Source organism: Streptococcus sp. 2022WUSS135, assembly GCF_044427045.1.
In the GTDB taxonomy this organism is placed as follows: Bacteria; Bacillota; Bacilli; order Lactobacillales; family Streptococcaceae; genus Streptococcus; species Streptococcus hashimotonensis.
Map to the genome: position 1 here is coordinate 1 of NZ_JAOTGL010000014.1, position 24122 is coordinate 24122.

The 24122-nt window shown below is 41.9% G+C and carries 22 protein-coding genes and 1 pseudogene; 2 read left to right on the plus strand and 21 right to left on the minus strand.

Going from position 1 to position 24122, the window contains the following annotated elements; all coding sequences use genetic code 11:
* Positions 1-207: 207 nt before the first annotated feature.
* The 20 genes and pseudogenes from ODU45_RS05750 to treR all read right to left on the minus strand — a co-directional run bounded on the left by ODU45_RS05750 (position 208) and on the right by treR (position 18554).
* On the minus strand, positions 208-840 hold the full coding sequence (locus ODU45_RS05750; RefSeq protein WP_136671897.1) for an ABC transporter ATP-binding protein: 633 nt from the start codon (positions 838-840) through the stop codon (positions 208-210).
* Position 841: 1 nt separating this feature from the next.
* A complete protein-coding gene (locus ODU45_RS05755; RefSeq protein ID WP_398580937.1) occupies positions 842-2824 on the minus strand; it encodes a DUF1430 domain-containing protein in 1983 nt (660 codons plus the stop codon).
* 19 nt (positions 2825-2843) lie between these two features.
* Positions 2844-4829 (minus strand): DUF1430 domain-containing protein, encoded by a 1986-nt coding sequence (locus ODU45_RS05760; RefSeq protein WP_398580938.1) that lies wholly within the window; start codon positions 4827-4829, stop codon positions 2844-2846.
* A 182-nt stretch (positions 4830-5011) separates the two neighbouring features.
* Positions 5012-5701: a transcriptional regulator gene (locus tag ODU45_RS05765; protein ID WP_398580939.1), complete on the minus strand. Its 690-nt coding sequence runs from the start codon at positions 5699-5701 to the stop codon at positions 5012-5014.
* A gap of 6 nt (positions 5702-5707) precedes the next feature.
* Entirely contained in the window at positions 5708-5875 is a 168-nt protein-coding gene (locus tag ODU45_RS05770) for a helix-turn-helix domain-containing protein (RefSeq protein WP_398580940.1), read from the minus strand.
* Between the two features lie 130 nt (positions 5876-6005).
* Entirely contained in the window at positions 6006-6944 is a 939-nt protein-coding gene (gene msrB, locus ODU45_RS05775) for a peptide-methionine (R)-S-oxide reductase MsrB (protein WP_044768263.1), read from the minus strand.
* A 39-nt stretch (positions 6945-6983) separates the two neighbouring features.
* Positions 6984-8513: an AMP-binding protein gene (locus ODU45_RS05780; protein ID WP_398580941.1), complete on the minus strand. Its 1530-nt coding sequence runs from the start codon at positions 8511-8513 to the stop codon at positions 6984-6986.
* A gap of 133 nt (positions 8514-8646) precedes the next feature.
* Positions 8647-8961, minus strand: a complete 315-nt coding sequence (gene trxA / locus ODU45_RS05785) for a thioredoxin (RefSeq protein ID WP_012775426.1) — start codon at positions 8959-8961, stop codon at positions 8647-8649.
* Between the two features lie 722 nt (positions 8962-9683).
* Entirely contained in the window at positions 9684-10004 is a 321-nt protein-coding gene (locus tag ODU45_RS05790) for a hypothetical protein (protein WP_172115585.1), read from the minus strand.
* A 12-nt stretch (positions 10005-10016) separates the two neighbouring features.
* The gene (locus tag ODU45_RS05795; protein ID WP_398580942.1) at positions 10017-10403 is read right to left on the minus strand and encodes a hypothetical protein; all 387 of its coding nucleotides are present in this window, start codon (positions 10401-10403) and stop codon (positions 10017-10019) included.
* Complete coding sequence (locus tag ODU45_RS05800; protein ID WP_398580943.1) at positions 10382-11617, minus strand: Mbeg1-like protein; 1236 nt, start codon at positions 11615-11617, stop codon at positions 10382-10384. Before ODU45_RS05800 ends, ODU45_RS05795 begins: the two co-directional genes overlap by 22 nt.
* Before the next feature lies 1 nt (position 11618).
* Complete coding sequence (locus ODU45_RS05805) at positions 11619-12011, minus strand: DUF1310 family protein (RefSeq protein ID WP_136671888.1); 393 nt, start codon at positions 12009-12011, stop codon at positions 11619-11621.
* Between the two features lie 47 nt (positions 12012-12058).
* The gene (locus tag ODU45_RS05810; protein ID WP_398580944.1) at positions 12059-12391 is read right to left on the minus strand and encodes a hypothetical protein; all 333 of its coding nucleotides are present in this window, start codon (positions 12389-12391) and stop codon (positions 12059-12061) included.
* Positions 12392-12458: 67 nt separating this feature from the next.
* Positions 12459-12836 (minus strand): DUF1310 family protein, encoded by a 378-nt coding sequence (locus tag ODU45_RS05815; protein WP_136671887.1) that lies wholly within the window; start codon positions 12834-12836, stop codon positions 12459-12461.
* A gap of 84 nt (positions 12837-12920) precedes the next feature.
* Positions 12921-13709 (minus strand): annotated as a pseudogene (locus ODU45_RS05820) (lipase family alpha/beta hydrolase); the annotation flags it as partial.
* Entirely contained in the window at positions 13706-14083 is a 378-nt protein-coding gene (locus tag ODU45_RS05825; protein ID WP_172013440.1) for a DUF1310 family protein, read from the minus strand. The pseudogene ODU45_RS05820 and the gene ODU45_RS05825, both read right to left, overlap by 4 nt.
* 169 nt (positions 14084-14252) lie before the next feature.
* Positions 14253-16586, minus strand: a complete 2334-nt coding sequence (locus tag ODU45_RS05830; protein WP_398580945.1) for an endonuclease MutS2 — start codon at positions 16584-16586, stop codon at positions 14253-14255.
* Between the two features lie 340 nt (positions 16587-16926).
* Positions 16927-17475, minus strand: coding sequence for a CvpA family protein (locus ODU45_RS05835; protein WP_002935945.1), 549 nt, complete (start codon positions 17473-17475; stop codon positions 16927-16929).
* On the minus strand, positions 17472-17783 hold the full coding sequence (locus ODU45_RS05840) for a hypothetical protein (protein WP_002935948.1): 312 nt from the start codon (positions 17781-17783) through the stop codon (positions 17472-17474). Before ODU45_RS05840 ends, ODU45_RS05835 begins: the two co-directional genes overlap by 4 nt.
* Positions 17784-17840: 57 nt before the next feature.
* The gene (treR, locus tag ODU45_RS05845; RefSeq protein WP_024386053.1) at positions 17841-18554 is read right to left on the minus strand and encodes a trehalose operon repressor; all 714 of its coding nucleotides are present in this window, start codon (positions 18552-18554) and stop codon (positions 17841-17843) included.
* A 233-nt stretch (positions 18555-18787) separates the two neighbouring features.
* On the opposite strand from treR, the gene treP reads away from it, so the two are divergent.
* Together treP and treC are read left to right on the plus strand one after the other, a co-directional pair.
* The gene (treP, locus tag ODU45_RS05850) at positions 18788-20782 is read left to right on the plus strand and encodes a PTS system trehalose-specific EIIBC component (protein ID WP_398580946.1); all 1995 of its coding nucleotides are present in this window, start codon (positions 18788-18790) and stop codon (positions 20780-20782) included.
* Between the two features lie 81 nt (positions 20783-20863).
* Positions 20864-22489: an alpha,alpha-phosphotrehalase gene (treC, locus tag ODU45_RS05855; protein WP_398580947.1), complete on the plus strand. Its 1626-nt coding sequence runs from the start codon at positions 20864-20866 to the stop codon at positions 22487-22489.
* Between the two features lie 413 nt (positions 22490-22902).
* On the opposite strand, the gene ODU45_RS05860 is transcribed toward treC, so the two are convergent.
* On the minus strand, positions 22903-24075 hold the full coding sequence (locus ODU45_RS05860) for a LysM peptidoglycan-binding domain-containing protein (RefSeq protein ID WP_398580948.1): 1173 nt from the start codon (positions 24073-24075) through the stop codon (positions 22903-22905).
* Between the last annotated feature and the right edge of the window lie 47 nt (positions 24076-24122).

The following is a 24122-nucleotide window of genomic DNA, read 5'->3' on the forward strand; positions in this document are numbered from 1 at the left end:
TTTATCTAACCTGAACAATTAGATTATATCAGGAAAAAGAAATGGAAGCTCAAAGCCTTGTCAGCCACCAGCATAGCTGGTGGTTTTCTTGTTTTTCTCTACGAGAAAAACTGGCTCGAAGCCATAACAGGCTGAAAAGCTCCACCGGAGCTTTTCACTCATCACTCTTGACAACGGATAATTTTGATTTTCGAAGAGTATGAATTTTTACAAGTCTTCCATTTTTATGATAAGGTCTGCTCGCTCCCAAATCAAAGGATTATGGGTCGCAATCACAATTAGCCGATCTGGGCTCTTCAAGGATAACAAAATATCCATAATTTCTTGGGAGCTCTTAGGATCTAAGGCAGCCGTCGGCTCATCTGCTAGAATCAATGGAGGATTTTTCAGGATGACTTTAGCAAGAGCTACCCGCTGAGCTTCCCCTCCTGAGAGTTCATAGATAGGCTGAGACAAGTCCAGATAAGGCAGCCCAACTGCATCAAGTGCCGCTTCCTGTCTCGATTTCCTTTCATCTTTGGACAATTTCTGACCAATCAGTCCCAAATCCAGATTTTCTCTGATTGTCTGACTTTCTAAAAGACCAAAATTCTGAAAGAGATAACCTAATTCCTCCCTAAAAAAGAGATGGGACTTCAACTTTTTCAAATCCTTCCCCTTGTAGAGAATGTCACCTGCATCATAGGACTCCAACTTGGCTAAAATATTCAGCAAGGTCGTTTTTCCGCTACCACTGGCACCTATCAAGGCATAAACCTTTCCAGCCTGCAAGTCTAGCGTTACATCAGAAAACAAGCTACGTTGCCCAAATTTCTTTTGAATTGATTGGATAGAAAACATACTAGGCTCCTTTCAAAATACGGATATTCCAAGCTCCTTCTTTCCTCGCCTGCCACCTCAATAAACAGAGGGCATTGACCATAAACAAGGCAAAACTGATACTACTTATGAACATGTGACCTGTCACTACCATGCTTGCTCCAAGAGCCAACAAGAGGGAAAGCAGTTGGAACGTTAGGTATTTCTTATGGATTCCCAAGAAATCCATCCCTGCAATTTCTTTGATAAAAATATCACGTTTAAACTCTTCGAAGTATAATAGATTCATGGTATTAAACAGAACAATTGATGTCACAATCCCTAAAATGGCTCCCATAGATGTTGAAATGGTCTCTATCCGAATACGATCTAATAGTTCTTGAAATAGGGAGGAACTACTTCTCACTTCATTAACAAACTGAAACAGATTTCTTGCCTTCAATTCGCGCAAAAGTTTATCTCTGTTTTTAAATAAAATACTGCTATCTACTTCATTCAACCAAAAATCAGCAGATTCCTCTCCCAGACTTGACGGTGCCAGCACAACTAAAATAGGGTCTGTCAGGTATTGCACATGTTGACCAGAACGATGATTGTAGATAAACTGCTTCTGCCCATCTTTTAAATAGGCAACTTTTCCCTTAATGGTAGCTGAGCTTGCTTGATTAGCAGGTCTAACCATACGATTGATATAATCTTGGTAAAGATGGAGATACCTATCACTTTCAGGACGCAATGTTTCAGGTAATAGAAGTTGAAATTCTCCTTCTTGTAGAGAAGGTAATGCTTCGTCCGACAAGTCTACATCCTGTATCTGCAAATAATTTGGACTAACGTAGAGGCTGTTGCCTGCTGGATGGTAGCTGTCAAGACTTGTCCCATCTTCCAGTTGGAAGCCCATTAAATAGGCATTCAAATTACTTTTGACAAAGAGCGCGCCGTCTTCCTCCAAAGCTTGCTTTAGTAAAGGATACCAATTTTCAGGCGAATTTAGTCCTGAGCGACCATCCGCAGCAATGTTCCAAGCCAAACTATAGTAATCCTCTTCTTTCTCCCACTGCTGGGTGCCTGCTTGGTATTCCTGCCAAATCTCTGAATAATAGGCGGTTTGAGCCACACCCAATGACACCACTAGTAGAGCCAGCATTTGTCCCATAACCATAATGGTCAGGATTCCTTGCAGGGGCATCTTCCCTTTTAACAAGGGGAAAAAGTGATAGGTCCGAATGCCCAAGGTAAATGTAGCAGCGAAAAAAAGGGCAATCAAACCAAGCAAGAAATGATAGCCCACTAGAGCTGCGACCAGATAGTAGACAGAATAGCTATCTAATCCGATGAGATAGGCCAGTCCAACTGCTGGAAGAACCGCAAATGGGATAGTTAGAGCTATCTCTTTCGCATTTTCCTGTAGAGATAGTAGAAATAAATGCCAACGTGAATCTCCTGCAATCAAACGGATACCTGCCATACGCAATTGCCTTACATTGGCAATCACGACCAAAGCCATATAGGTAATAAGAAAGACCAGTATGGCTAAGAATTGACCACCTTGTGTCAGAAATGCGAGTAAAGTAGCAATAGTCGAAGGCTTCCGAATCTGAACCTCGTCAAATCCAATCGAAACAAGAAGAGACCGAAGTTCCTCTACCGTCGCTTTTCCTTGGAAAATAAAATATTTGGCTAGAAGTGCAGACTCCACCTTTTCTGATGCCCGAAATTCATCTAGTCCTCTTGGTAGGGAAGACTGACTAAAATTGTCATAGGAAAAGGTACGTCCACCTGATGTACTTGGCTCAATCACCCGCCTGGCAATCACACTATCCGTCTGTTGAGAATATTCCTCTAATCTCTGTCGTACATCTGAGTAAGTCACGTCCTCAGATACCGACAAGGTGGTCACAGAAGGATAATAATGAACTAGCATAGTCTCCTTTTGGCTGACGCCCAACCAAATCATAAAGACGGCTAGAATGATCGTCGATACAAGTACAAATTTTCCTTTCATTCTAACTTCACCTCATTAACTATCTGCCATTTAATACACTCAACTGGATTTTTTCTGCCTTTTTCGCTTGTTTGTTCAGTAACATCCAACTATTTATCAACAGAGCCACAACTACTCCTAGGCTAACAATAACTGACTTTGTCATAAACATTGCCAAACCCATCCCAACAAGAGCGGAGCCGACTTGTTCTCCTAGATAAGAACCATGCAATTCGATAAAACGCATCCCTGCTATCCGCTTGATGGCTATTTCTCTTTTGAAAGTCTCAAAGTATAGAAGATTCATCGTATTGAACAATAGTATGGAAGTGAATATTCCAAGGATTGTCGGAGATAGGGTCATAAGAATTTCAAGTTGAACATTTTTTCTCAGGGTGTTGTACTGTTGCCTGCTAGATAACAAGCTACCTATTGTGTTTTGTAAATTGTATTTGTCCAACAGCTGTTCCAGCATCTCCTTATCTTTGAAAAATACAAAATCTGGTAAGGCATTTTCCCAAAAATAGGACGTTTCTTCAAAACTTTCAGGTGATAGAACAACAATCAACGGAGCCTGTAAAAATTGCTCATAATTTATCGGAGTATGATTGTAAATGAACCATCGCTTCTCGTCTGAAATGTAATAAACGTTTGAATACAAACTTATGGATCTTTCTCCATCCGCAAGCAATTTCCCTACCATGTCCTCAAAATACGCTTGGTAAACACTCGCATCATTTTGCAAACTCTTTGGTAATAATAATGCAATTTCATCCTTGCCTAATTGCTTTATCTCTTCCAGCTGCTTGAAATCGTACAGGCCACCTTCTGATTGTATATAGTTCGGCGTCACATACAGCACCCTTTCTAGAGAAATTTCCTTGCTGGATTCAATGATGGTATGTTCTTTTATTGTGTTATGCCGTAAATGGTGCTGGACTAACATTACATTATTTTTCGCATATGATTCTAAAATTACATGAGACCAAGCTATTCTTTGTTGCTGAGCCATCGCTTCATCAGCTATGAATGCTTCACGATTCAAAGACAGACTAAAAACATCTTGTCTTTCTTGCCAAGCCTTTTCTCCTATCGTTAGTGTATGGAGAACTCCAACATATGTCAATGTTCGACTAACACCAATAGAGATGATACAAACCGCTAAACACTGACCTATTAGTAAAATAGCAAAAATCGCCTTGAGAGGCAAAGCTCCCTTCATTAGCTTTTGTAACTGAGTAATGTTTAATGCAATCATGAATCCAACACTTGTCGATAAAGATAGGAACAAAAGCAAACAAGCATAAAAGGCAATACCGATTGCTACAAAGCGATAATATACCATTGGCCAACCCAAAATTAGAATCACCAGCCACCCAAAGACTAATGAACTTCCTGTAGCCAATGCGATATCTCTTCCATCCACTCTTAAAAAACGACTAGCAATCTGCCAACTCCTCACACCTGAAAGTATCTCTATCCCTGCTGACCGCAAGTAGACAATCTGCCCAACTACTGTCAATGCAAGATTTGTGAGTATAAAGATAATAAGGCCTAAGCTCGGAGCTCCCCTACCAAGAAATAGACTTAAACTGTTTAATAGGGTCGGTCTGTAAGTATAACTATCCACCAATCCTAGTGACTGTAAGACATTTTCTACCGCTTTGATGTCCAGATTCCCTTTTACAACATAGTAATTTTCAGCTAAGTTGGCCTGACTAGCTACTAACCTATCCGCTTTGACCAAGCCCTGTGGAAGCTCCCCCTTCCCAAAAACATCATAACTGGTAGTAGTTCGCCCACTATCATCTGTTTCTGTTATTGTCTTAGCAATTAGACTATTTTCCTTTTCAGCTAAATTTGTCAGGGCATCCGACACTTCTTCATAGGTCACTTCTTCCCCACGACTTAATATGGAAACCGATGGATAGTAATGATAAATTAAATAATCGAGTTGCAGACTCACTAACCATATACAGAAGAGACAGATGCTAAAAGTGGATAAATAAGTAAATACTTTTTTCATAACGAACCCCATTTGCACAAAAAGGAGGTGGACTCCACCACCTCCCTATCATTAGAACCCGTAACCAAAATCAACATGTTCTCAAACATTCGTTGATATAGCTTTTTATTTTACCTTAACATATTAACAGTTAGTTTTCAACCTATTTAAATTATTTTTATAAAAGAATCTATACTTGATTATTAAATATCTTTTGATAGATATTCTTTCAAACTAAGATAACTATTTTGCGGACCAAAAAATTTGAATAGACATTCCGCTTCTCGATAGTAGGAGAGAATTTCATCTTTTGACAAAAATCCCTCTCCGACATTTGCGATTAAACAAAGCGTGTCTGCCAAAAGATAACAACTCTTCTTGTCTCGCAAGATTTCGATTAGGTCTGTCAATTCATCAATTGCCTGTGACTGCCTCTTCCTTTTAAAAAGATAGTGAGCGTGATTGTAGCGAATCTTGATATACTTGTGAAAACTCTCTATGTTTGATATATCCAAGTGGCTAAGCTTTTCTGAAATCCCCTCATACAAACCGTCTAAATCCTCATCTCGAGAAGTCAAGGCATAAAAATTAACCAAGCTATTGTATACATTCAGATAAAAACTAGATGTCTTACTGATTCGATGACTAAGTTCTTCCATACGTCCAATTGCAATATCCTCCTTATGATAATGATGAAAGTCCACTATACAAGCCAGATAAGTTAAATATTCACTGCTTTCCTGCGAATGAACAGCTTCTTTCTGCTTCTCTGCCTCTACAAGATAAGCCAGTTGATCATAGGAACGAGTGAACAGAGCTTTGTCTACCAATCGTTTAAATACCGTAATATCAGGCGCTTTATCTGATACACTTTCATCAAAAAAATAATCCATGGACACCTATAAGCGTTGTGATAAGGCAAATAATATATCCGATGTAGGAGCAACTCCTAATTTTTCAACTCGACTAATCAAACTCTGCTCACAAATTCCCTCTGCAAGTTCCTTTTGAGTAAAGCCAAGTTCCTTTCTTCTATTTTTAAAACGTTTACTAAGAATCATTTTCATAACCTTTCCATATATGTCCCTTAAGAAAAATCTCTATACAGATTATTATATCAAAATCAACTTTCTGAACATACAATTTTAATACACAAAAAGCCTATTCTTTGCGAATAGACTTTCTGCGTTCATAAATTTATTTAAGCAACTCCAAGAACAAACCATATCCTGCTTCTTCCATTTCTTCTCTCGGTATGAAGCGAAGGGCTGCTGAGTTGATACAGTAACGGAGACCGCCTTTGTCACGCGGTCCGTCATCAAAGACATGGCCTAGATGAGCATGACCAGCCCGACTGCGGACTTCGATGCGGTTCATGCCGTGGGACTTATCTTGGAAATAAGTCGCAACTTCCTTGCTGATTGGTTTGGTAAAGGAGGGCCAGCCGCAGCCTGAGTCGAATTTGTCTGTCGAGAGAAAAAGCGGCTCGCCAGTCGTAATATCAACGTAAATGCCAGCTTGGTCACTATTCCAAAACTCATTTTCGAAGGGTCTTTCCGTCGCAGCTTCTTGAGTGACTTGATACTGGAGGTCGGTCAAGCTGTCTTTTAAGACTTGCTGGTCTGGCTTTTGGTAGTCTGCAACATCAATCAGAGGGATTTTTGCCTGCCCAAGATCGATATGGCAGTACCCTTGGGGATTTTTCTTCAAATAATCCTGATGGTAGTCTTCGGCGGGGATGTAATGCGCGAGTGGCTCCACTTCAACGGCTAGGGGACGTCCGCCAAAGAGCTGAGACTGCTCCGTCATGACCTGCTCGATGGTCGGCAAATCAGCCTCATCTGTGTAATAGATACCAGTCCGATACTGGCGCCCCTTGTCAGGTCCCTGCTGATTGACAGAGAAGGGATCAATGACGCGGAAATAGTAAAGGAGAATTTCCCGCAAATTGATACGAGTCTCATCATAGGCTAGATAGAGCGTTTCTGCGTGGTCTGTTTGTTTGAGGAGTTGATAATTGGTCGTCTCCACCTGTCCATTGGCATAGCCAACGCTGGTGTCGAGAATACCATCAATCTGGGAAAAGTAGCCTTCCATTCCCCAGAAACAACCGCCTGCTAGGTAGATTTCTTTCATGTGAACTCCTTCTTATCTGCAAGCGTGGTTTCGTCACCCTTACAGATTTTTTTCTTTCATTTCTGCTTCCATTTTGAGGCGTTGAACCTTCATGGTCGCAGTACGTGGAATGTCGTCATAAGCCATCAAGATGGGCTCTTTCAATAGTGGTAGGTCTGCAACCATGGCCCACCAAGCTTCCCAGTTCATCTCAGCATCTTCTGCCAGAGCGATAATCGGCTGCGGTGCACCATTGACGTCGCGGATAATCACGACTTCTGATAAAAAGTCCAATTTATCCAGCAATAAATCTTCCAAGGCTAGATTGCTGTCGATGTGCTCAATGAGGTCAACCTGACGGTCTTTTAGAAGAAGTGTCCCCTCTGGAGTCATGCATCCGTAGTCACCACTATCCCACCAAGCACCGTACACATTATCTTGGAAACGGGCATCTTCTTTATAGTAGGTCACAGCACGGCCTTTTGACAGGAACTGGATATGTCCGTTTTCTCCAGCTGGGAGAGGATTCCCTTTGGCATCTGTGATGCGTGCTTCTGTGTAACCTTCCAGACCAATCCCCATATCTCGTCCGCTAACTGTTCCTAGATTTTCCAAACGATGGTAACGTAAAATCATTGGACCACATTCACTTTGACCATAAACCTGCATAAAGACTGGATGTTGCTCTTTAGAAGCCTCCAAGAAGGCGCGAAGCGTACCAATATTGATAGCATCAAAGGTTGAATGGTAATAACGAATGCTACTAAAGACCTCTGGTTTTTCCTTGGCCAATCTTGCCCATTGGACAAAGTTATTCGGATGGGTTTCCAGAGCACTTGGACGATGAAGAGCAAGCGCCCGTTCAACATCATCTTTTCTTGCAGAAGAAAGCGGGTAGAGGGGGAATCCTAGCCCAATCGCCGACGACACGCCGATATTATAGCGTGAATGAACAGGGGAGATATGGAAGGCCAGCAAGCCTCTCTCCGTCATCTTGTCAAAAATAGTCTGTTGCCAAGCTACTCGCCAGCCCATGGTCTGTGCTGTGTGGCAGATTAGTTTTGGAACACCTGTCGTTCCTGAAGTATGGGTCATGTATTGAATGACATCTTCTGGCAGGAGATTTTCTTCAAAAGCAACTGCTTCTTGCACTAGGACTTGGGGTAAAAATACCTTTGTGACCAGGTCAGTTCGAGTCATTCCTGCTACATGTTCTTCCGTTTCTTGGTCGTAGACAATGAAAGACTTTTCCAATCGCTCCGCAAACACATCTAAATTCGAAGATGGCAAATGGTAGGAAATCATAACAGGAACAGCTCCCAAAGCTGTTGCCGCTACTGCTAACAAATAGGTGTCAAAAGCTGGGCTCTTATACAGAACCACCTTGTCCCCATAGCCAATACCTGCTGCTGCAAATTGGGCAGCTCTTCTTTGAATGGCCTCAAAAACTGTTTGATAGGTATTTTCCAATCCTAATTCAGGGAAGGATGCGTAGGGTTTGTCAAAATAAATGGCAACATTTGGAAACTCTTGAGCTGCTGTTTTAAACTGACGATAGAGATTTAATGGTTTGTAACTAATAGTTGACATATCTAACCTTTCTAAAATGACAATGATAAGGTTATTATAACATCTTGTGCCAACCTTCACAATCTGATATCTTTGTATGACTCACAGTTGTGAAAAAACAAGTAGTCAATCCACCACTTGCTTTCATTTTCAATTAACCAATCTCTGCCAAGATAGCTTTGATTTGATCTTTCGTGTGGACACCAGCAACTTGTTTCACAACCTGTCCATCTTTTTTGAACAAAAGAGTTGGGATAGACATGATTCCAAACTGACGAGCTGTGTTTGGATTTTCATCAACATCCATCTTGTAAATACGCAATTCATCTTCGTCCACTTCATCTGCCAATTGCTCCAAAATTGGTGCTTGCATACGACAAGGACCACACCATGGTGCCCAAAAGTCAACAAGGACTACGCCTTCCTGTGTTTCAACTTCAAAGTTTGCATCTGTAATAACTTGAACCATACAATTCTCCGTTTCTGTTTTTCTACTATTATTCTACACCAAAAGAAAATAGAAAGCGAATTTTTGCTACGGGATGAGATATGAATTAAACCTATCTATAAAAATTTCAGTTGTAAAAACAAATGGGTAAAGCTAAACTTGTCCGCAACGATACAAGCGAGAAATGAAAAATTGTTTTGCTTATCAAATCCAATTGTAACAATGAGACAAGGTGACGGAGTAGGTGCTACGGAAGAGAAATGAGATAGACAGGCTTAGACAATTGTGATTTGAAAGCATGTTGGTCATTCTAAACTAGACCGCAGGGAGACGAGGGGGGACTGGGTGACTGTTCTTCCTGTCAAATCCAGTTGTAGCAACAGGACATGGTTATCGATGAGGTGCTACGGGATGAGATATGAGTTAAACCTATCTATAAAAATTTCAATTGTAAAAACAAATGGGTAAAGCCAAACTTGTCCGCAACGATACAAGCGAGAAATGAAAAATTGTTTTGCTTATCAAATCCAATTGTAACAATGAGACAAGGTGACGGAGTAGGTGCTACGGGAAAAAAGGGGGGGGAGATAGATGTGTCGAGAAAATAGTGACTTGGAAAAACGTATTGGTCAAGCCAAACTTGTCCGCAGGGGGACGAGGGGGAACTGGGTGACTGTTCTTCCTGTCAAATCCAGTTGTAGCAATGGGAAAAGATTTACGAAAGGGTGCTACAGGATGAGATATTACTCTACCTCTTCCAATTTTGTATATTCTTTTGCCTTTTCTTTCACAACATGTTGTACCTTTTTTGAAAACTCGCCTTTTATACTTGTATCAAAACTGTTTGCAATCAATTTTACGGAATTTTCTCCATCATTTCCAATTGTTTGAACTTTCTTCTTGTGTTGTTTTAAAATTGCATTTTTTTCTCGCAGTTTGAGTGGAGCATAGATAGAGCGAATCAGCCAACGTTCAATTTCTTTCTCTATAGCATTAATCGTCGCGTAGTCTATCTGGTCAGCTTTGGTATATAAATCTTGCAACATTTGATAAAGTTGATGCATTGGCTCTCCCTTCTATTCTCGATATTTTGTATAAATTTCGTCAATCTGATCTTGCATTTTTCGGTACTGGTTTTTATAGTAGGTATCCAAGTCCTCTTGTTTCTGATCCAATCGGTGAATAGAGCTGTATCGCTCTTGATCGATTGCGGTATGCCATTCAGACATGCCATTGTTGAGTAACTGGTGCAAGTCTCCAGTCTCGTCTCCAACTTGTCGCAATTCAAACAGAACTTCTTGATACTTTTCTTCCAACATTCGAGTCAATATTCGAGTAGTTTCTTCAACATTTTCATAATGTTCTTGTAGTTCTTTTTGAGCTTTTCGTTGTTGGTTCTCAATATCCTCCCATTCCCACTCTGTCTTCATTAACTCTGTCTTTAATTTATCATACTGGTCCATTCTTGTATCCTCTGTGCTAACGTCTGGTCTTCCGTTACTTTCTGCTCGATCCCTGCTTGGATTTGACTTTCTAAGTCCACTAAGTCCTGCTTGAGTTGATTGGAACGAGTGATAAACTTCTCGACTTGATTGGTGCTATCTCCTACCAGACTATGATAGTCAACACCTGCACTGCTGTAGGCCTGTCTCACTTCATCAGGACTCAAAATGAAGCCAAAAGGGACATTTCCCAAGCTACTGTAGACTTCATTTACTTCTGCAAGGGTGGAAGTGGTCTCTTTTTCGAGTGTTTGGTGAGTGGTTTCCGCAACCTTAACCAGTCCTTGAGCCAGGATGCGGGCTTGTTCGCTGTCCAGATAGATGGTTTCACGCGAACTGAAGCCACCACGGGATAGGGTTGCTTTTAAAGTAGCATAGTGGTACATTTCCGACGAGACATGGTGGAGAGCATTGGAATAATGTTGTTCTAGTTTTGAAGAACCTTCCTTTACTTTTAGGCTGCCGTCGGTGTTCCATTGATAACCACCCCACACGTGTTGATCAATAGGATTGAGATTAGTCTTGCTGTCCACACGATAGACTATGCCGATTGCCCCCTCACTCGTTCCTACAGGTGATTTATAGCTGGGAGCATCTTTCCCTGAATAGCCAATAGGAACGAAATCCTTTTGATCAATGTAATTATGAATACGGTATTTCAGAGCATTCACTCTGGCTTTTTCTTCTTCCATCAAAGCAGGATAAACATTTGGGCCGTTATAGATATAAGCCCCAGCAATGCGGTCAATATCTGAAACAGTGGCCAGAGCATATTGAGCATTCATTGAGCCTAACGAGTGACCGTAGACTGTAATCTGAGCATTAGGGTAGTCCTTCAGGACCTGGTTCAGACTTCTGGAAGCAGACTGAAGTTGGGGCGTCACTTCTGACTTATTAGATATAATATTGTGCGCCATCGGCAAATCATTATCCAGCCAATCTGCTGCAGCGCCTTCCTTCCCTGGACCTTTAGAACCTTGGAACAAGACTATCACATTGCCGTCAGGCTCTTCAACCACATAACCATCTAAGCCTGTTGCATCTTTGAGTACCTTACGGACTGTGCCGATGATTAGTTCTTCTTTGACATTGGTAAAAATCTTAACAGGGTCGCCAACTACATAATCTGTATACTCCTCCTTAGCTATTCTTTGTCTCTCTTGTTCAGTGTACATATTATTCCCTCGTCTCTTTTGTTATTAGATTCTCAAACCTAGAGGAATTCCCTCCACCTTCAAGCACTATTTTTTTTGTATTAGAATCTTTATTAATTGTATAAAAAACATACAGTCCACTATCATTATTAACGTGAACCGTAAAGCTAATTCCTCCCATTGGATTACGGCGAATTGAGGAACTATCTATAGAGTAGGACCTTATTGCTCCCTCTTCAGTTAACGCTCTTGTATCATAAGAAATTAACCTTTCTTCGATAATCTCCCTCACTTCCTCACTCTTCACAACCTCTACCATATAATCGTGCTCGATTTTCTGCATCAGCTTAAATCCTCCTATTCCAAGTGCTATAGCGACAATAACGCCAACTAGTATTTTGACAACTGTTTTCATCTTAGACCTCCTTTATGAAATCCTATCAAGCAAGACGCTTTCTTACCTCATAGTATAGCATAAAACGAATGACCGTAGACTGTAATCTGAGCATTAGGGTAGTCCTTCAGGACCTGGTTCAGATTTCTGGAAGCGGACTGAAGTTGGGGCGTCACTTCTGACTTATTAGATATAATATTGTGTGCCATAGGCAAATCATTATCCAGCCAATCTGCTGCAGAGCCTTCCTTCCCTGGACCTTTAGAACCTTGGAACAAGACTATTACATTGCCGTCAGGCTCTTCAACAACGTAACCATCCAAACCTATTGCATCTTTGAGTACCTTACGGACTGTGCCGATAGTGTATTGATTATCATTTATTTTAACAACGTTACCCATAGAATAATTTGAATATTGTTTCCATGCAATATCTACTCTATCTTTGTCTGTATATACCATTCCATATTTACTTCCTTTCTAATAAAGTTGCTAATTCCGAAGATAAATCCATACCTGTTCCTCGGAATTCTTCAAATTCTTTTTGCAATCCGAATCTTCCGTATAGTTTTGCATCATCATTTATTATCACATTAAACATAATTCCACGCATTGGATTTTTTCTAATGGTAGAGTAGTCAATTTTATAACTTTTTATAAGACCATTTTGAGTGAGAGCTTGAGGATCTTCGTTTACTAAAGTTTTCTCAATAATTCCCCTCACTTCCTCACTCTTCACAACCTCTACCATATAATCGTGCTCAATTTTTTGCATCAACTTAAATCCTCCTATTCCAAGTGCTATAGCGACAATAACGCCAACTAGTATTTTGACAACTGTTTTCATCTTAGACCTCCTTTATGAAATCCTATCAAGCAAGACGCTTTCTTACCTCATAGTATAACATAAATTTAGTGGTTTAAATATATAAGTGGAAGAAGTCTGTAGGACCTTAATATTGTCAGAAGAGTCTAACTGATAGCCATAGGTCATGTGCTGATTGCCAAGATCGATATCCTTACTTTCCACGAAGTGGACCATCCCAACGGAATCTAAACTTCCTTTGTCTAGGTCACGCCCAACCATACTGACAGGGTCTTTGGGATCTGCATAATTATGAATCAGCCCTTTGACGGAGTCGACCCGTGCTTTCTGTTGGTCGTCTAGGATGCCGTATATATTAGGCCCGTTATAGATATACGCGCTCTCTAAACGGTTAATGTCGGTGTCAGATAAATTAGCAATGGCGTACTGTACATCCATCGAACCTAGGGAGTGGCCGTACAGATTGACTTTTGCATTTGGGTAGGTAGCCATTATTGTATTTAGAGCTTCCGAAGATGCTTTTAATTGTCCACTCGCATGGTCATGGTTCTGGGTATAGTTCGGATGATCTTGGGCAAAGACGCGCAAACCTAAAAAAAGATCGTTTTCAACCCAGTCATTCCACACATCTGCAGGTTTTGACAACACTTCATTTGGTCCAGTCGAGCCTCGAAAGAGAACCGTAACTTCCAACACTTGGTCTTTGGGCAAATTTGGATCTTTCACGACAGCATAAACCTGTTCACCATTGCCATTTTCATTGTCGAAGTCGAGGGTGACTGTGCCGACAAAGGAACCGTTTTGAGTCCAAACAGGTGCTCCTTGAATCATATACTGATTGTACTGAGTCATGCCAATCTGAAGTCGAAGTTCGTTTATGTATTTTTTAGTCATTGATATTCCTCATTTAAAAATTCTAGCAGATCTGGGGAACCTATATAATAAGCAGAATGGTATGTTCCGTCCCCATTATCAATTAAATTATAACTGATGTATATGTTCTGTTTACCATTAAGATATACGTCTACCATCAATCCGCCCATAGGATTGTATTTTAAACTGTTCGTGTCAATTTCATAAGTTTTTATAACTCCATCAGCCGTTAACGCTTTTGGGTCATTCGCTTTCATATGTTTTTCGTAAACAGCTCTAGCCTCTTCACTAGTAGCAATAGCGACCATTTTCTCATGTTCCTTGTGTTGCATGTATCCAATTCCAATCCCGATTACTAACAAAATGCCGATAATAATCTTCATTACTTTTTTCATCTTAGACCTCCTTTATAAACCCCTATCAAGTAAGACGCTTTCTTACCTCATAAGTATAGTATAGCATAACCTAGTAAGTACTTGAACTGTATTTTGACCCATCCTATTCCCTGTATCGCAGAAATATAAAAGCAAGAATAGACTGACTCTATCCTTGCTTGCTAATTCCTTATTTAAACGTCACAATAGTACAGCCTGAGCCACCTGCATTTTGTGGGGCGTAGCCGAACTCCTTGACTTGCTTGTTGCGGCGAAGGTACTTTGTCACCCCTTCTCGGATAACCCCTGTACCAATACCATGGACAATGTCGACTTGTGCCAGATTGTTGAGAAGGGCTTGGTCGATAAATTCATCCAGCTCCATCATAGCCTCTTCGTAGCGTTTGCCACGGAGATCTAAGCGGGCTTTTGGTCCTCGTACATTGGCACGTTTGACGGTGTGAACCTGGCGTTTCTTAGGCTGCTCTGCCTTTTCCGCCTTGACTAACTCAAACTCATCTTTGGCCAAGATCATCTTAATCAAGCCAACCTGAGCTTCCCACCGTCCATCTTTAAGCTGATTGGTCAAGGTCCCACGTTGTCCATAAGCTGTAACGATAATATCATCACCCACCTTGGCTTCCCTCTGAATTTTAGCTTTTTTCAAGACTTTGTTCTTAGACAAATCTACCACTTCAGGCGCCAACTTTTTCAGCTCTGCCTTGGCTTCGATAATCTGGTGGGGCTTAAGACTGGCTGCAGCATGAAGATTTTTAAGAATGTCCTCGCTTTCTGCCAATACCATATCTACAATTTCCTTGGCTTCCAAGCGTGCCTTGTTGAGCTCATTTTCCCGCTCACGATTGAGCTCGTCATAGAGCTTGCGGAGGGCTCGGTTCATCTTGTAATTTTCTTGCTCCACATCACGAATCTTATTCAGACGCTGACGACTTTCAACCGTCTGACTTTCCAATTTCTCGATAATGCGGTTCACATCGCTATCTGTATCCGTCCAAGATTGGGCTGACTGGATAATAATATCAGATAGACCAAGACGGCGGGCAATTTCAAAGGCATTGGAGCGACCAGGAACACCCTGCATAAACTTATAGGTCGGACGCAGGCTATTGCTATCAAACTCCATGCTGGCATTTTCAATACCAGAGGTTTCTATCCCGTAGGCCTTGAGCTCAGGATAGTGGGTGGTTGCCATGGTCTTGATCCCCCGCAGACGAAGATCATCCAAAATAGCCATTGCCAAAGACGCACCCTCCTGCGGATCTGTCCCAGCTCCCAACTCGTCAAAGAGAATGAGGGAATCTTGATCCGCCTCCGCTAAAATCTGCACCGTGTGGGTCATGTGACTGGAGAAGGTTGATAAACTCTGCTCAATCGACTGTTCATCACCAATATCCGCAAAAATTTCTTTGAAGATAGCTACCCGACTGCCCTTATCAGCCAAAATAGGCAAACCAGACTGAGCCATAAGGTGCGTTAATCCCAAGGTCTTAAGCATGATGGTCTTACCACCTGTGTTGGGACCTGTTATCACGATAGCCGTCAACTGACTACCGAAATAAAGGTCATTTGGTACAGGCTCAGCAATGAGCGGATGGCGAACGTTGAGAAGGGCAATATCCTGCTTCTCAGATAGTTTGGGTACAACTGCTTGATGATCACGCGCAAAGAGATGCTTAGCACGGACGAAATCAATATGTCCGATAAGCCAGGCATTGTTACGAATCACGCCACTATGCGGACGGAGCATATCCGACAATTCCTGCAAGATACGGTTGAGCTCGTGGCGTTCTTCTGCACGGAGGTGACTGATTTCCTCGTTCAGGGTCACCACTGCCCGCGGTTCAATATACACAGTCGAGCCAGAAGCAGAAATGTCATGGACAACCCCTGCAATCTTATTGCGATAGGTATTTTTGACAGGAAGGACATTTCGCCCATTACGACTTGCCAAAATGCTATCGGACAGCATGTCGCCCTTGGTCTTCAAAATATCCTGCATGACCTGACGAACTTGCTCTTCAGCTTCACGGATTTTTCTTCGAATACGGGCTAGTTTTTCAGAAGCAAAGTCCTCTACAAAACCAGCATCATTGATGGACTGGAGGGAGCCTTGTAAATGTGGAAAAAGCTCAATCTTCTCAAAGAGTTTATCCAGCTGGCTCAGGCTGACATTTTCCAGATTTCCATAAAAATCCAAGAGAGATTTAGAAACTTCCAAGACCTTTTTAACAGCTAATAGCTCAGCGATATTGAGGTCTGTATCCAATTCCAAACGACGCATGGCTGGACCAATGTCACTAGTAGCAGCCAGACTGAAATAGGGATTTTCCACAAAAATCTGCGCTATGTCTGTCAACTCGTCGAAGGCCTGTTGGATACGGTGGACTTCCACCATGGGCTCCAACTGTCGTAATTCTTCAAAGCCCTGTTCCGTCAAAAGATAGGGCTCAATTTTTTGTCTTACCTTGTGAAATTCAAGGGTTTCAATAATTTTATTATTCATATGTTCCTACTTAGTCTTTTCCTTAGCTTTATCTCATTATCAAAACAATAATAAGATAAAAATATAGTCTTTCCCAGTCTCTTACATTAAAAGTATAACAGTCAACTAATACTCAATGAAAATCAGAATCAGACTTGCTCCAAAGGTTCGGGGAACCTTTAGAGGTTGGAAATAGGCGAACGTAGTTCGTTTCGCTCTAATGCAGATAGAACTCTGTTCCTTTTATATTTCAAGGGAACAGGCTGAAAAAATCCACTGGATCCTTTCACTCATCAAATCAACAACGTCCTATTTTGATTTTCGAAGAGTATAAATGACGATAAAAAGGATAAGGTCTCCCTTACCCTGCTATATTACTCAACCAGAGAGATTTTAAAAAGCTACTAGTGAATGGTGTGTACTGAATCATGATGTTGGCAAGAAAACTACTGTGCAATTTATCTTGAATCATCGCTAACGGAATAGTTGATAGCAAGACCATCACAATCTGAAGAGAAATAAAAGTCACCAAGACAGCCAAGGCACCGCTTATGAGATTGGTCGTTTTTGTATCAGGATTAAAAGCCTCTAATAGATGGACAAATATTCCTATGAAACGCACAATAGCGTAAACCAAGACGTATATCAAAAGAAAGGCCAATCCCGCATAAAATACCATATCTAGGTCAAAGAGATATTTCTCATCAAAATAATAGTTGGAGCTCCCCTGAGTCGCATTGGCAAATGGTACCCAGAGATAAAGGAAGGATGCCAATTTTTTATAAGTAGCCGTCGCAACCACCAGAGCAATAATACTTCCCATGCTATAAAACGCCTGTAGAACTAGACCACGGCTGTAGCCAATGTAGAAACTCCATGCCAAAATGAGAATAATTGCTAATGAAATCATACCTTGTCCTCAAGCTCATCTAAGTCAATCAAGGTCACATTCTTTTTCAAGACCTTTTCTTTGACGCTTGCAAGTTCTTGTTCCTTTTGTTCAAATGCCATCTCGCGTGTTAGTTGAACGGATAGAGCATTGATTGCCAACAAAAGCGCGAGGGTTTCAGGGTCCGCCGTCGGCATCTTTTCTTTGATAGCTTGGTATTTTTCCTGTGCAATACGCTCAATCTCTTCCATGAATAAATTATCATGCTCAGTTGTCAAGGTTAATTGCTTCTCGCCAAATGTAAATTTATATCGATTTAAGTTTGCCATATCTTACCTCTTCTTCTATCTATTATAGCGTAAAAAACTTGATTTGGCTAATCTCTCCTATAAAGAATGCTTTCTACGAGCAAAATCTACAAAGCGGAATTTATCAATTTTATGCTTGCTTTCTGTATATTGGAATTGCTGGGTATCACCGAGATAGACACGAGATTTAATCAAGACCAAATAATCATCCTTCGATTGCATTAGCTCGCGCTCTTCTCGACTGGTCGGCTCTACCGTAATCTCTTTTTGTGCATAAGCAATATCAAGGCCTAACTTATTTTCTAGGTATTCGTAAATGGATTTTTCAGCAATAGCAGTTGTCAACTCTGGCACGACATCGACAGCAAGATAATCTGTATCCACAACAGAGACCTTACCGTCAATCGAACGTGTACGGACAACTTTCCACACCTTGCTATACGGCTCAAAGCCTGTTAAATGCGAAAGGCTACTATTAACGGTAATCATATCTAAGCTGACAACATCTGTCTTGGTAGAAAGCTGGAGAACATTTGTCAATTCCTGATAGGAAGTTAACCCTGAAACTGGGAAATTGAGAATTTCTTGCTTAAGGACCATTGAACCACGCCCTTGCACTTTTTGAATCAAACCTCCCTCAGTCAAAATCGCCAACGCCTTACGAACCGTATCACGACTAACACCATAGATTTCCTGAAGCTGCTGTTCTGTCGGTAGGGAGCTTTCTGCCGGATAAACATTTGTCCGTATTTTTTCTTTTAAGTCATTATAAATTTCTTGGTATTTTTTCATCATTTCCTCGCAAATTCATCTGTCAAATAGCATACAACTATCAACATTATAACAAAATTCATTTCAAAATTAAAAAAAACTAAGCAAAAACGCTTGCATTATTTTTTGAAATCGGATACAATCATAACACAAAAGAAATTTGTCCGTACAAATTTCGGAAAAGACATACTTTTGAGAGATGTCTAAAAAATATAGGGTGACGGATTCCATAAGCCGTCTAGAAGGAAAAATATATGGGAAAATTTGAAAAAGAAGCTAAACAGCTCCTAGAAGCTATTGGCGGAAAAGAGAATGTCAATGCAGTAACACACTGTGCAACACGCATGCGCTTTGTTCTTGCAGATGAGAAAAAAGCAAACGTAAAAGTCATCGAAGACATTCCTGCTGTAAAAGGAACATTCACCAACGCTGGTCAATTCCAAGTCATCATCGGTAACGATGTACCAATCTTCTACAATGACTTTACAGCTGTGTCTGGTATCGAAGGCGTATCAAAAGAAGCTGCTAAGTCAGCCGCTAAAAGTAACCAAAATGCCATCCAACGTGTTATGACTATGCTGGCGGAAATCTTCACTCCAATCATCCCTGCCCTTATCGTCGGCGGTTTGATTCTTGGTTTCCGTAACGTCTTGGAAGGCGTTCAGATGGAATGGCTTGGACAAGCCATGAAAGACGGGCAGTTGGTCTTTGACGCTGACGGTAACCCTGTATGGAACACCATCGTTCAGGTTTCTCCTTTCTGGAATGGTGTCAATCACTTCCTCTGGTTGCCAGGTGAAGCCATCTTCCACTTCTTGCCAGTAGGTATCACTTGGTCTGTATCTCGTAAAATGGGAACGTCACAAATCCTTGGTATCGTCCTTGGTATCTGTTTGGTTTCTCCTCAGTTGCTCAACGCTTATTCTGTACCTGGTACAGATGCAGCAACCATTGCCAGCGACTGGTCTTGGAACTTCGGTGCATTTAGTATTGCCCGCATCGGTTACCAAGCGCAAGTTATCCCTGCCCTTCTTGCAGGTTTGGCACTTTCTTATCTGGAAATCTTCTGGCGTAAGGTTGTTCCAGAAGTGGTCTCAATGATCTTCGTACCATTCCTATCACTTCTTCCAGCTATTATCCTGGCTCACACTGTCCTTGGTCCTATCGGCTGGACAATCGGTCAATGGTTGTCAACTATCGTATTGGCAGGTTTGACAGGCCCATTGAAATGGCTCTTCGGCGCGGTATTCGGTGCCCTCTATGCACCGTTCGTTATCACTGGTCTTCACCACATGACAAACGCTATCGATACGCAATTAATCGCGGATGCTGGTGGAACTGGTCTCTGGCCAATGATTGCTCTTTCTAACATCGCTCAAGGTTCTGCAGTATTTGCTTACTTCCTCATGAACCGTCACAATGAAAAAGAAGCTCAGGTTTCACTTCCTGCAACTATTTCTGCCTACCTAGGTGTTACTGAACCAGCTCTCTTTGGTGTCAACGTGAAATACGTTTATCCATTTGTAGCTGCTATGATTGGTTCAAGTATCGCTGGCTTACTTTCTGTAACCTTCAACATCCAAGCTGCTTCTATCGGTATCGGTGGTCTTCCAGGTATCTTGTCTATCAAGGCTGAATACTGGGGTGCATTCTTTATGACAATGATTGTTGCGATTGTTGTCCCAATGATTTTGACAGCTGTTTTCAAACGTACAGGTGCATTTTCAAAAAAAGAAGAAACTGTTGAAGAAGTTGTAGCCCCAATTGAAGCAGTTGTTGAAACTGGCGCTGCTATCGAATTGATCAGCCCACTTACTGGCCAAGCCAAAGAATTGTCACAAGCTACTGACCCTGTATTTGCATCAGGTGTCTTGGGACAAGGTGTCCTTATTGACCCGAGCGAAGGTGTCTTGGTTGCTCCAGTCAATGGTGAAGTATCTGTCCTCTTCCCAACCAACCATGCTGTTGGTATCACTGCTACAAACGGAGTTGAGCTCCTTATGCACATTGGTATGGATACTGTTGGATTGGAAGGCAAAGGCTTCACAGCTCACGTCAAACAAGGTGACAAGGTAAAAGCTGGTGATAAATTGATTAGCTTTGACATCGATGTCATCAAGGCTGCTGGTCTTGTTGCTGAAACACCAGTTATCGTGACCAACCAAACTGACTTTGACACTCAAGTTATCGGAAATCTTCCTCGTGCCATCTCTCAAGGCGAAGCTATTCTGACAGTTACAAAGAATTAATGTTCTAGGAGGGCGCAAGGTAACTTGCACCTCCTATCATTGCTTATGCAAGAAGGAAAAAATTAAGAAAGAGAGAGCAAAATGACAATAGACAAACGAAAGGTTGTTTATCAAATCTACCCAAAATCTTACAAGGATACAACTGGAAATGGTGTCGGGGATCTGCGTGGAATTATTGAAAAACTTCCATATCTAAAAGAGCTAGGCATTGGTATGATTTGGCTCAACCCTTTCTACCCAAGTCCTCAACGGGACAACGGCTATGACATTTCCGACTATACAGCCGTCAATCCTGATTTTGGGACCATGGCTGACTTTGAAGAAATGGTAGCTGTCGGCAAAGAGCTAGGTATCGAATTCATGTTGGACATGGTTCTCAACCACTGCTCGACAGACCACGAATGGTTCCAAAAGGCCCTAGCTGGCGACAAATACTACCAGGATTTCTTTATCCTGCATGACCAGCCAACTGACTGGGTTTCCAAGTTCGGTGGCAATGCCTGGGCACCATTTGGCGACACCGGGAAATATTACCTCCACCTCTTTGATGTGACCCAAGCCGACCTCAATTGGCGAAATCCGCATGTCCGCGAAGAACTCTTCAAGGTGGTCAACTTCTGGAAAGACAAGGGTGTCAAGGGCTTCCGCTTCGACGTTATCAACCTTATCGGCAAGGATGAAGTCCTAGAAGATTGCCCAATCAACGATGGCAAGCCAGCCTACACCGACCGTCCGATTACCCACGACTACCTCAAGATGATGAACAATGCTACTTTTGGTAGCGAAAAAGGCTTCATGACCGTTGGGGAAATGTCTGCCACCACCATTGAAAACTGTATTCTCTACACAGCTCCTGAGCGGGAAGAATTGTCCATGGCCTTCAACTTCCATCACTTGAAAGTGGACTACAAGGACGGTCAAAAATGGACCATTATGGACTTTGACTTTGAGGAACTCAAACGCCTCTTCCACACTTGGGGCGAGGAGATGTCAGCTGGAAATGGCTGGAATGCCTTGTTCTACAACAACCACGACCAACCTCGTGCCCTCAACCGCTTTGTTGATGTGGAGAATTTCCGCAAGGAAGGAGCAACCATGCTGGCCGCTTCTATCCACCTGTCACGCGGAACCCCTTACATCTACATGGGCGAAGAAATCGGCATGATTGACCCCGACTACGATAGCATGGACGACTATGTCGATGTAGAGTCTATCAATGCCTACCAGATGCTCTTGGACCAAGGTCACACACCTGAGCAGGCCTTCAAGATTATCCAGGCCAAGTCCCGTGACAATTCCCGCACCCCGATGCAATGGGACGCTTCTGACAATGCAGGCTTCTCAACAGGAACCCCTTGGCTGAAGGCTGGCAAATCCTATCCAACCATTAACGTTGAACAGGAAAAAACAGGCCCAATCTTTACCTTCTACCAAGAACTCATCCGCCTGCGAAAAGAGCTCCCTCTCATCTCAGAAGGGGATTACAAGGCTGCCTACAAGGATAGCCAGAAAGTCTACGCCTTTGAACGCTTGCTAAATGGCGAAAAACTGCTAGTCCTCAACAATTTCTTCGCAGAAGAGGTTGAACTAGCCCTGGTAGACGACTATGCCCACGGCCAAGTCCTCATCAGCAACTATCCTGACAACAAACTAGGCAAAAAAATCATTCTCAAACCTTACCAAGCATTGGCGATTCAAGTTAAATAAACGATAAAGCATCCGAAAACAACACTCTACATGTCAATTTTAATTTTCCTAAAATTAGAACCTGCCTTCGCAGCTCAGTATGTTACTTGTGAAGGCAAGTTCTTGGGTTTAAGGTTTCTTTTAGGAATATATTTTATACTGTGATTTGCGCACGAAACAGCTATCTGGGGGGGAGATGGCTGTTTCTTCTTTTATAGTCATTTGAATTAACTTTGATACATCGCCACTTTCGGCTTGCCGTACTCTACGAAAGTGACTTGTTTCGCAACTTATTTCCAACCTAGAACAGCCTCTAGGCTGTTCTAGCTGCCTGCACCTCAGTTCCTTGTTTGAAAGTTAATTCATTCGACTATATTACTACATATAAAGAAATAACCGTTTCAGATAAGGCTGAAACGGTTATTTTTGTAAGTCTAATTAAAAGATACATGCACATGATCGTAATGGTTTTCTGTAACGCTACCACGGTCTGGCACCAGGTTCCATGTATAGGCTGGACCATAGATACTGTCATACGGCGCATAGAAACGCTGTTTCCAAATGATGTAGTTGGTATTTTTAGAAGCTAAGTTTGCAACTGCATAAGCTGCCACTTGATCTCCTAGAGCTGAGCTCTCAGGCACCATAAAGTCAATTGCCAGACCTTTACCATGGTCTCCTGAATCACCTGCACGGTAACCAGAGAATGAGGTAATACCAAAGGCATTTGCCACTTCTGCGCGGAAGGCTGCTACCTGAGGTTGCAAACCAACATCATAAGCACTTGTACTTGTTGTAGTGGTTGATAGGGCTGTCACTTGTGGAGTTTCAACTACAGGCTGTTCTACAACTTCCTCTACAGGTGCTTCTACTACAGGCTGCTCTACAACTTCCTCTACAGGTGCTTCTACTACAGGCTGCTCTACAACTTCTTCTACAGGTGCTTCTGCTACAGGCTGTTCTACAACTTCTTCTACAGGTGCTTCTACTACAGGCTGCTCTACAACTTCCTCTACAGGCGCTTCTACTACAGGTTGCTCTACAACTTCCTCTACAGGCGCTTCTACTACAGGTTGTTCTACAACTTCCTCTACGGGTGCTGAGTCAGTAACTGATGAAATTTGATCCAACGGAATAACCGTATCCTCAACCGTTACTTGATTGGTTGTTAGGTCAACAGTTGCCTGAACGGTCTCATTTGTGTTTCCCTGAACAGGAGCTTCAATCTCAACCTGAGTCACTTGATTGTTTTGGTCAACAGTCGTCGTCAGTACCGTATCAGGGAAAATCAAGTTGACATCTGCAATTTGATTCATTTTCGCCAGCAAGTCCATATCAATATTCATAGCTGAGGCGATGGCTGATAAGGTATCCCCATACTGAACAGTATAGGTCATCTTTCCTTCTTCTTGGACAATTTCTGGGCTAATTTCAGAAACAGTACGTGGAGCCCATTCGAGGGCTAAAACATTTGTCGAAATCATCCCTGTACTAAAGAGAGAAAGAGCCAATGAAGATGTGTATAACATCTTCTTATTGTTTTTCATGATGGGTGTTTTTCTCTTGCGACGCATACGTTGTGGTTTATTTGTTCTCTTACGTTTCATAATCTTATTCCTTCTTTATTTTTGAGATGGTTCTATCTTACCTAAAT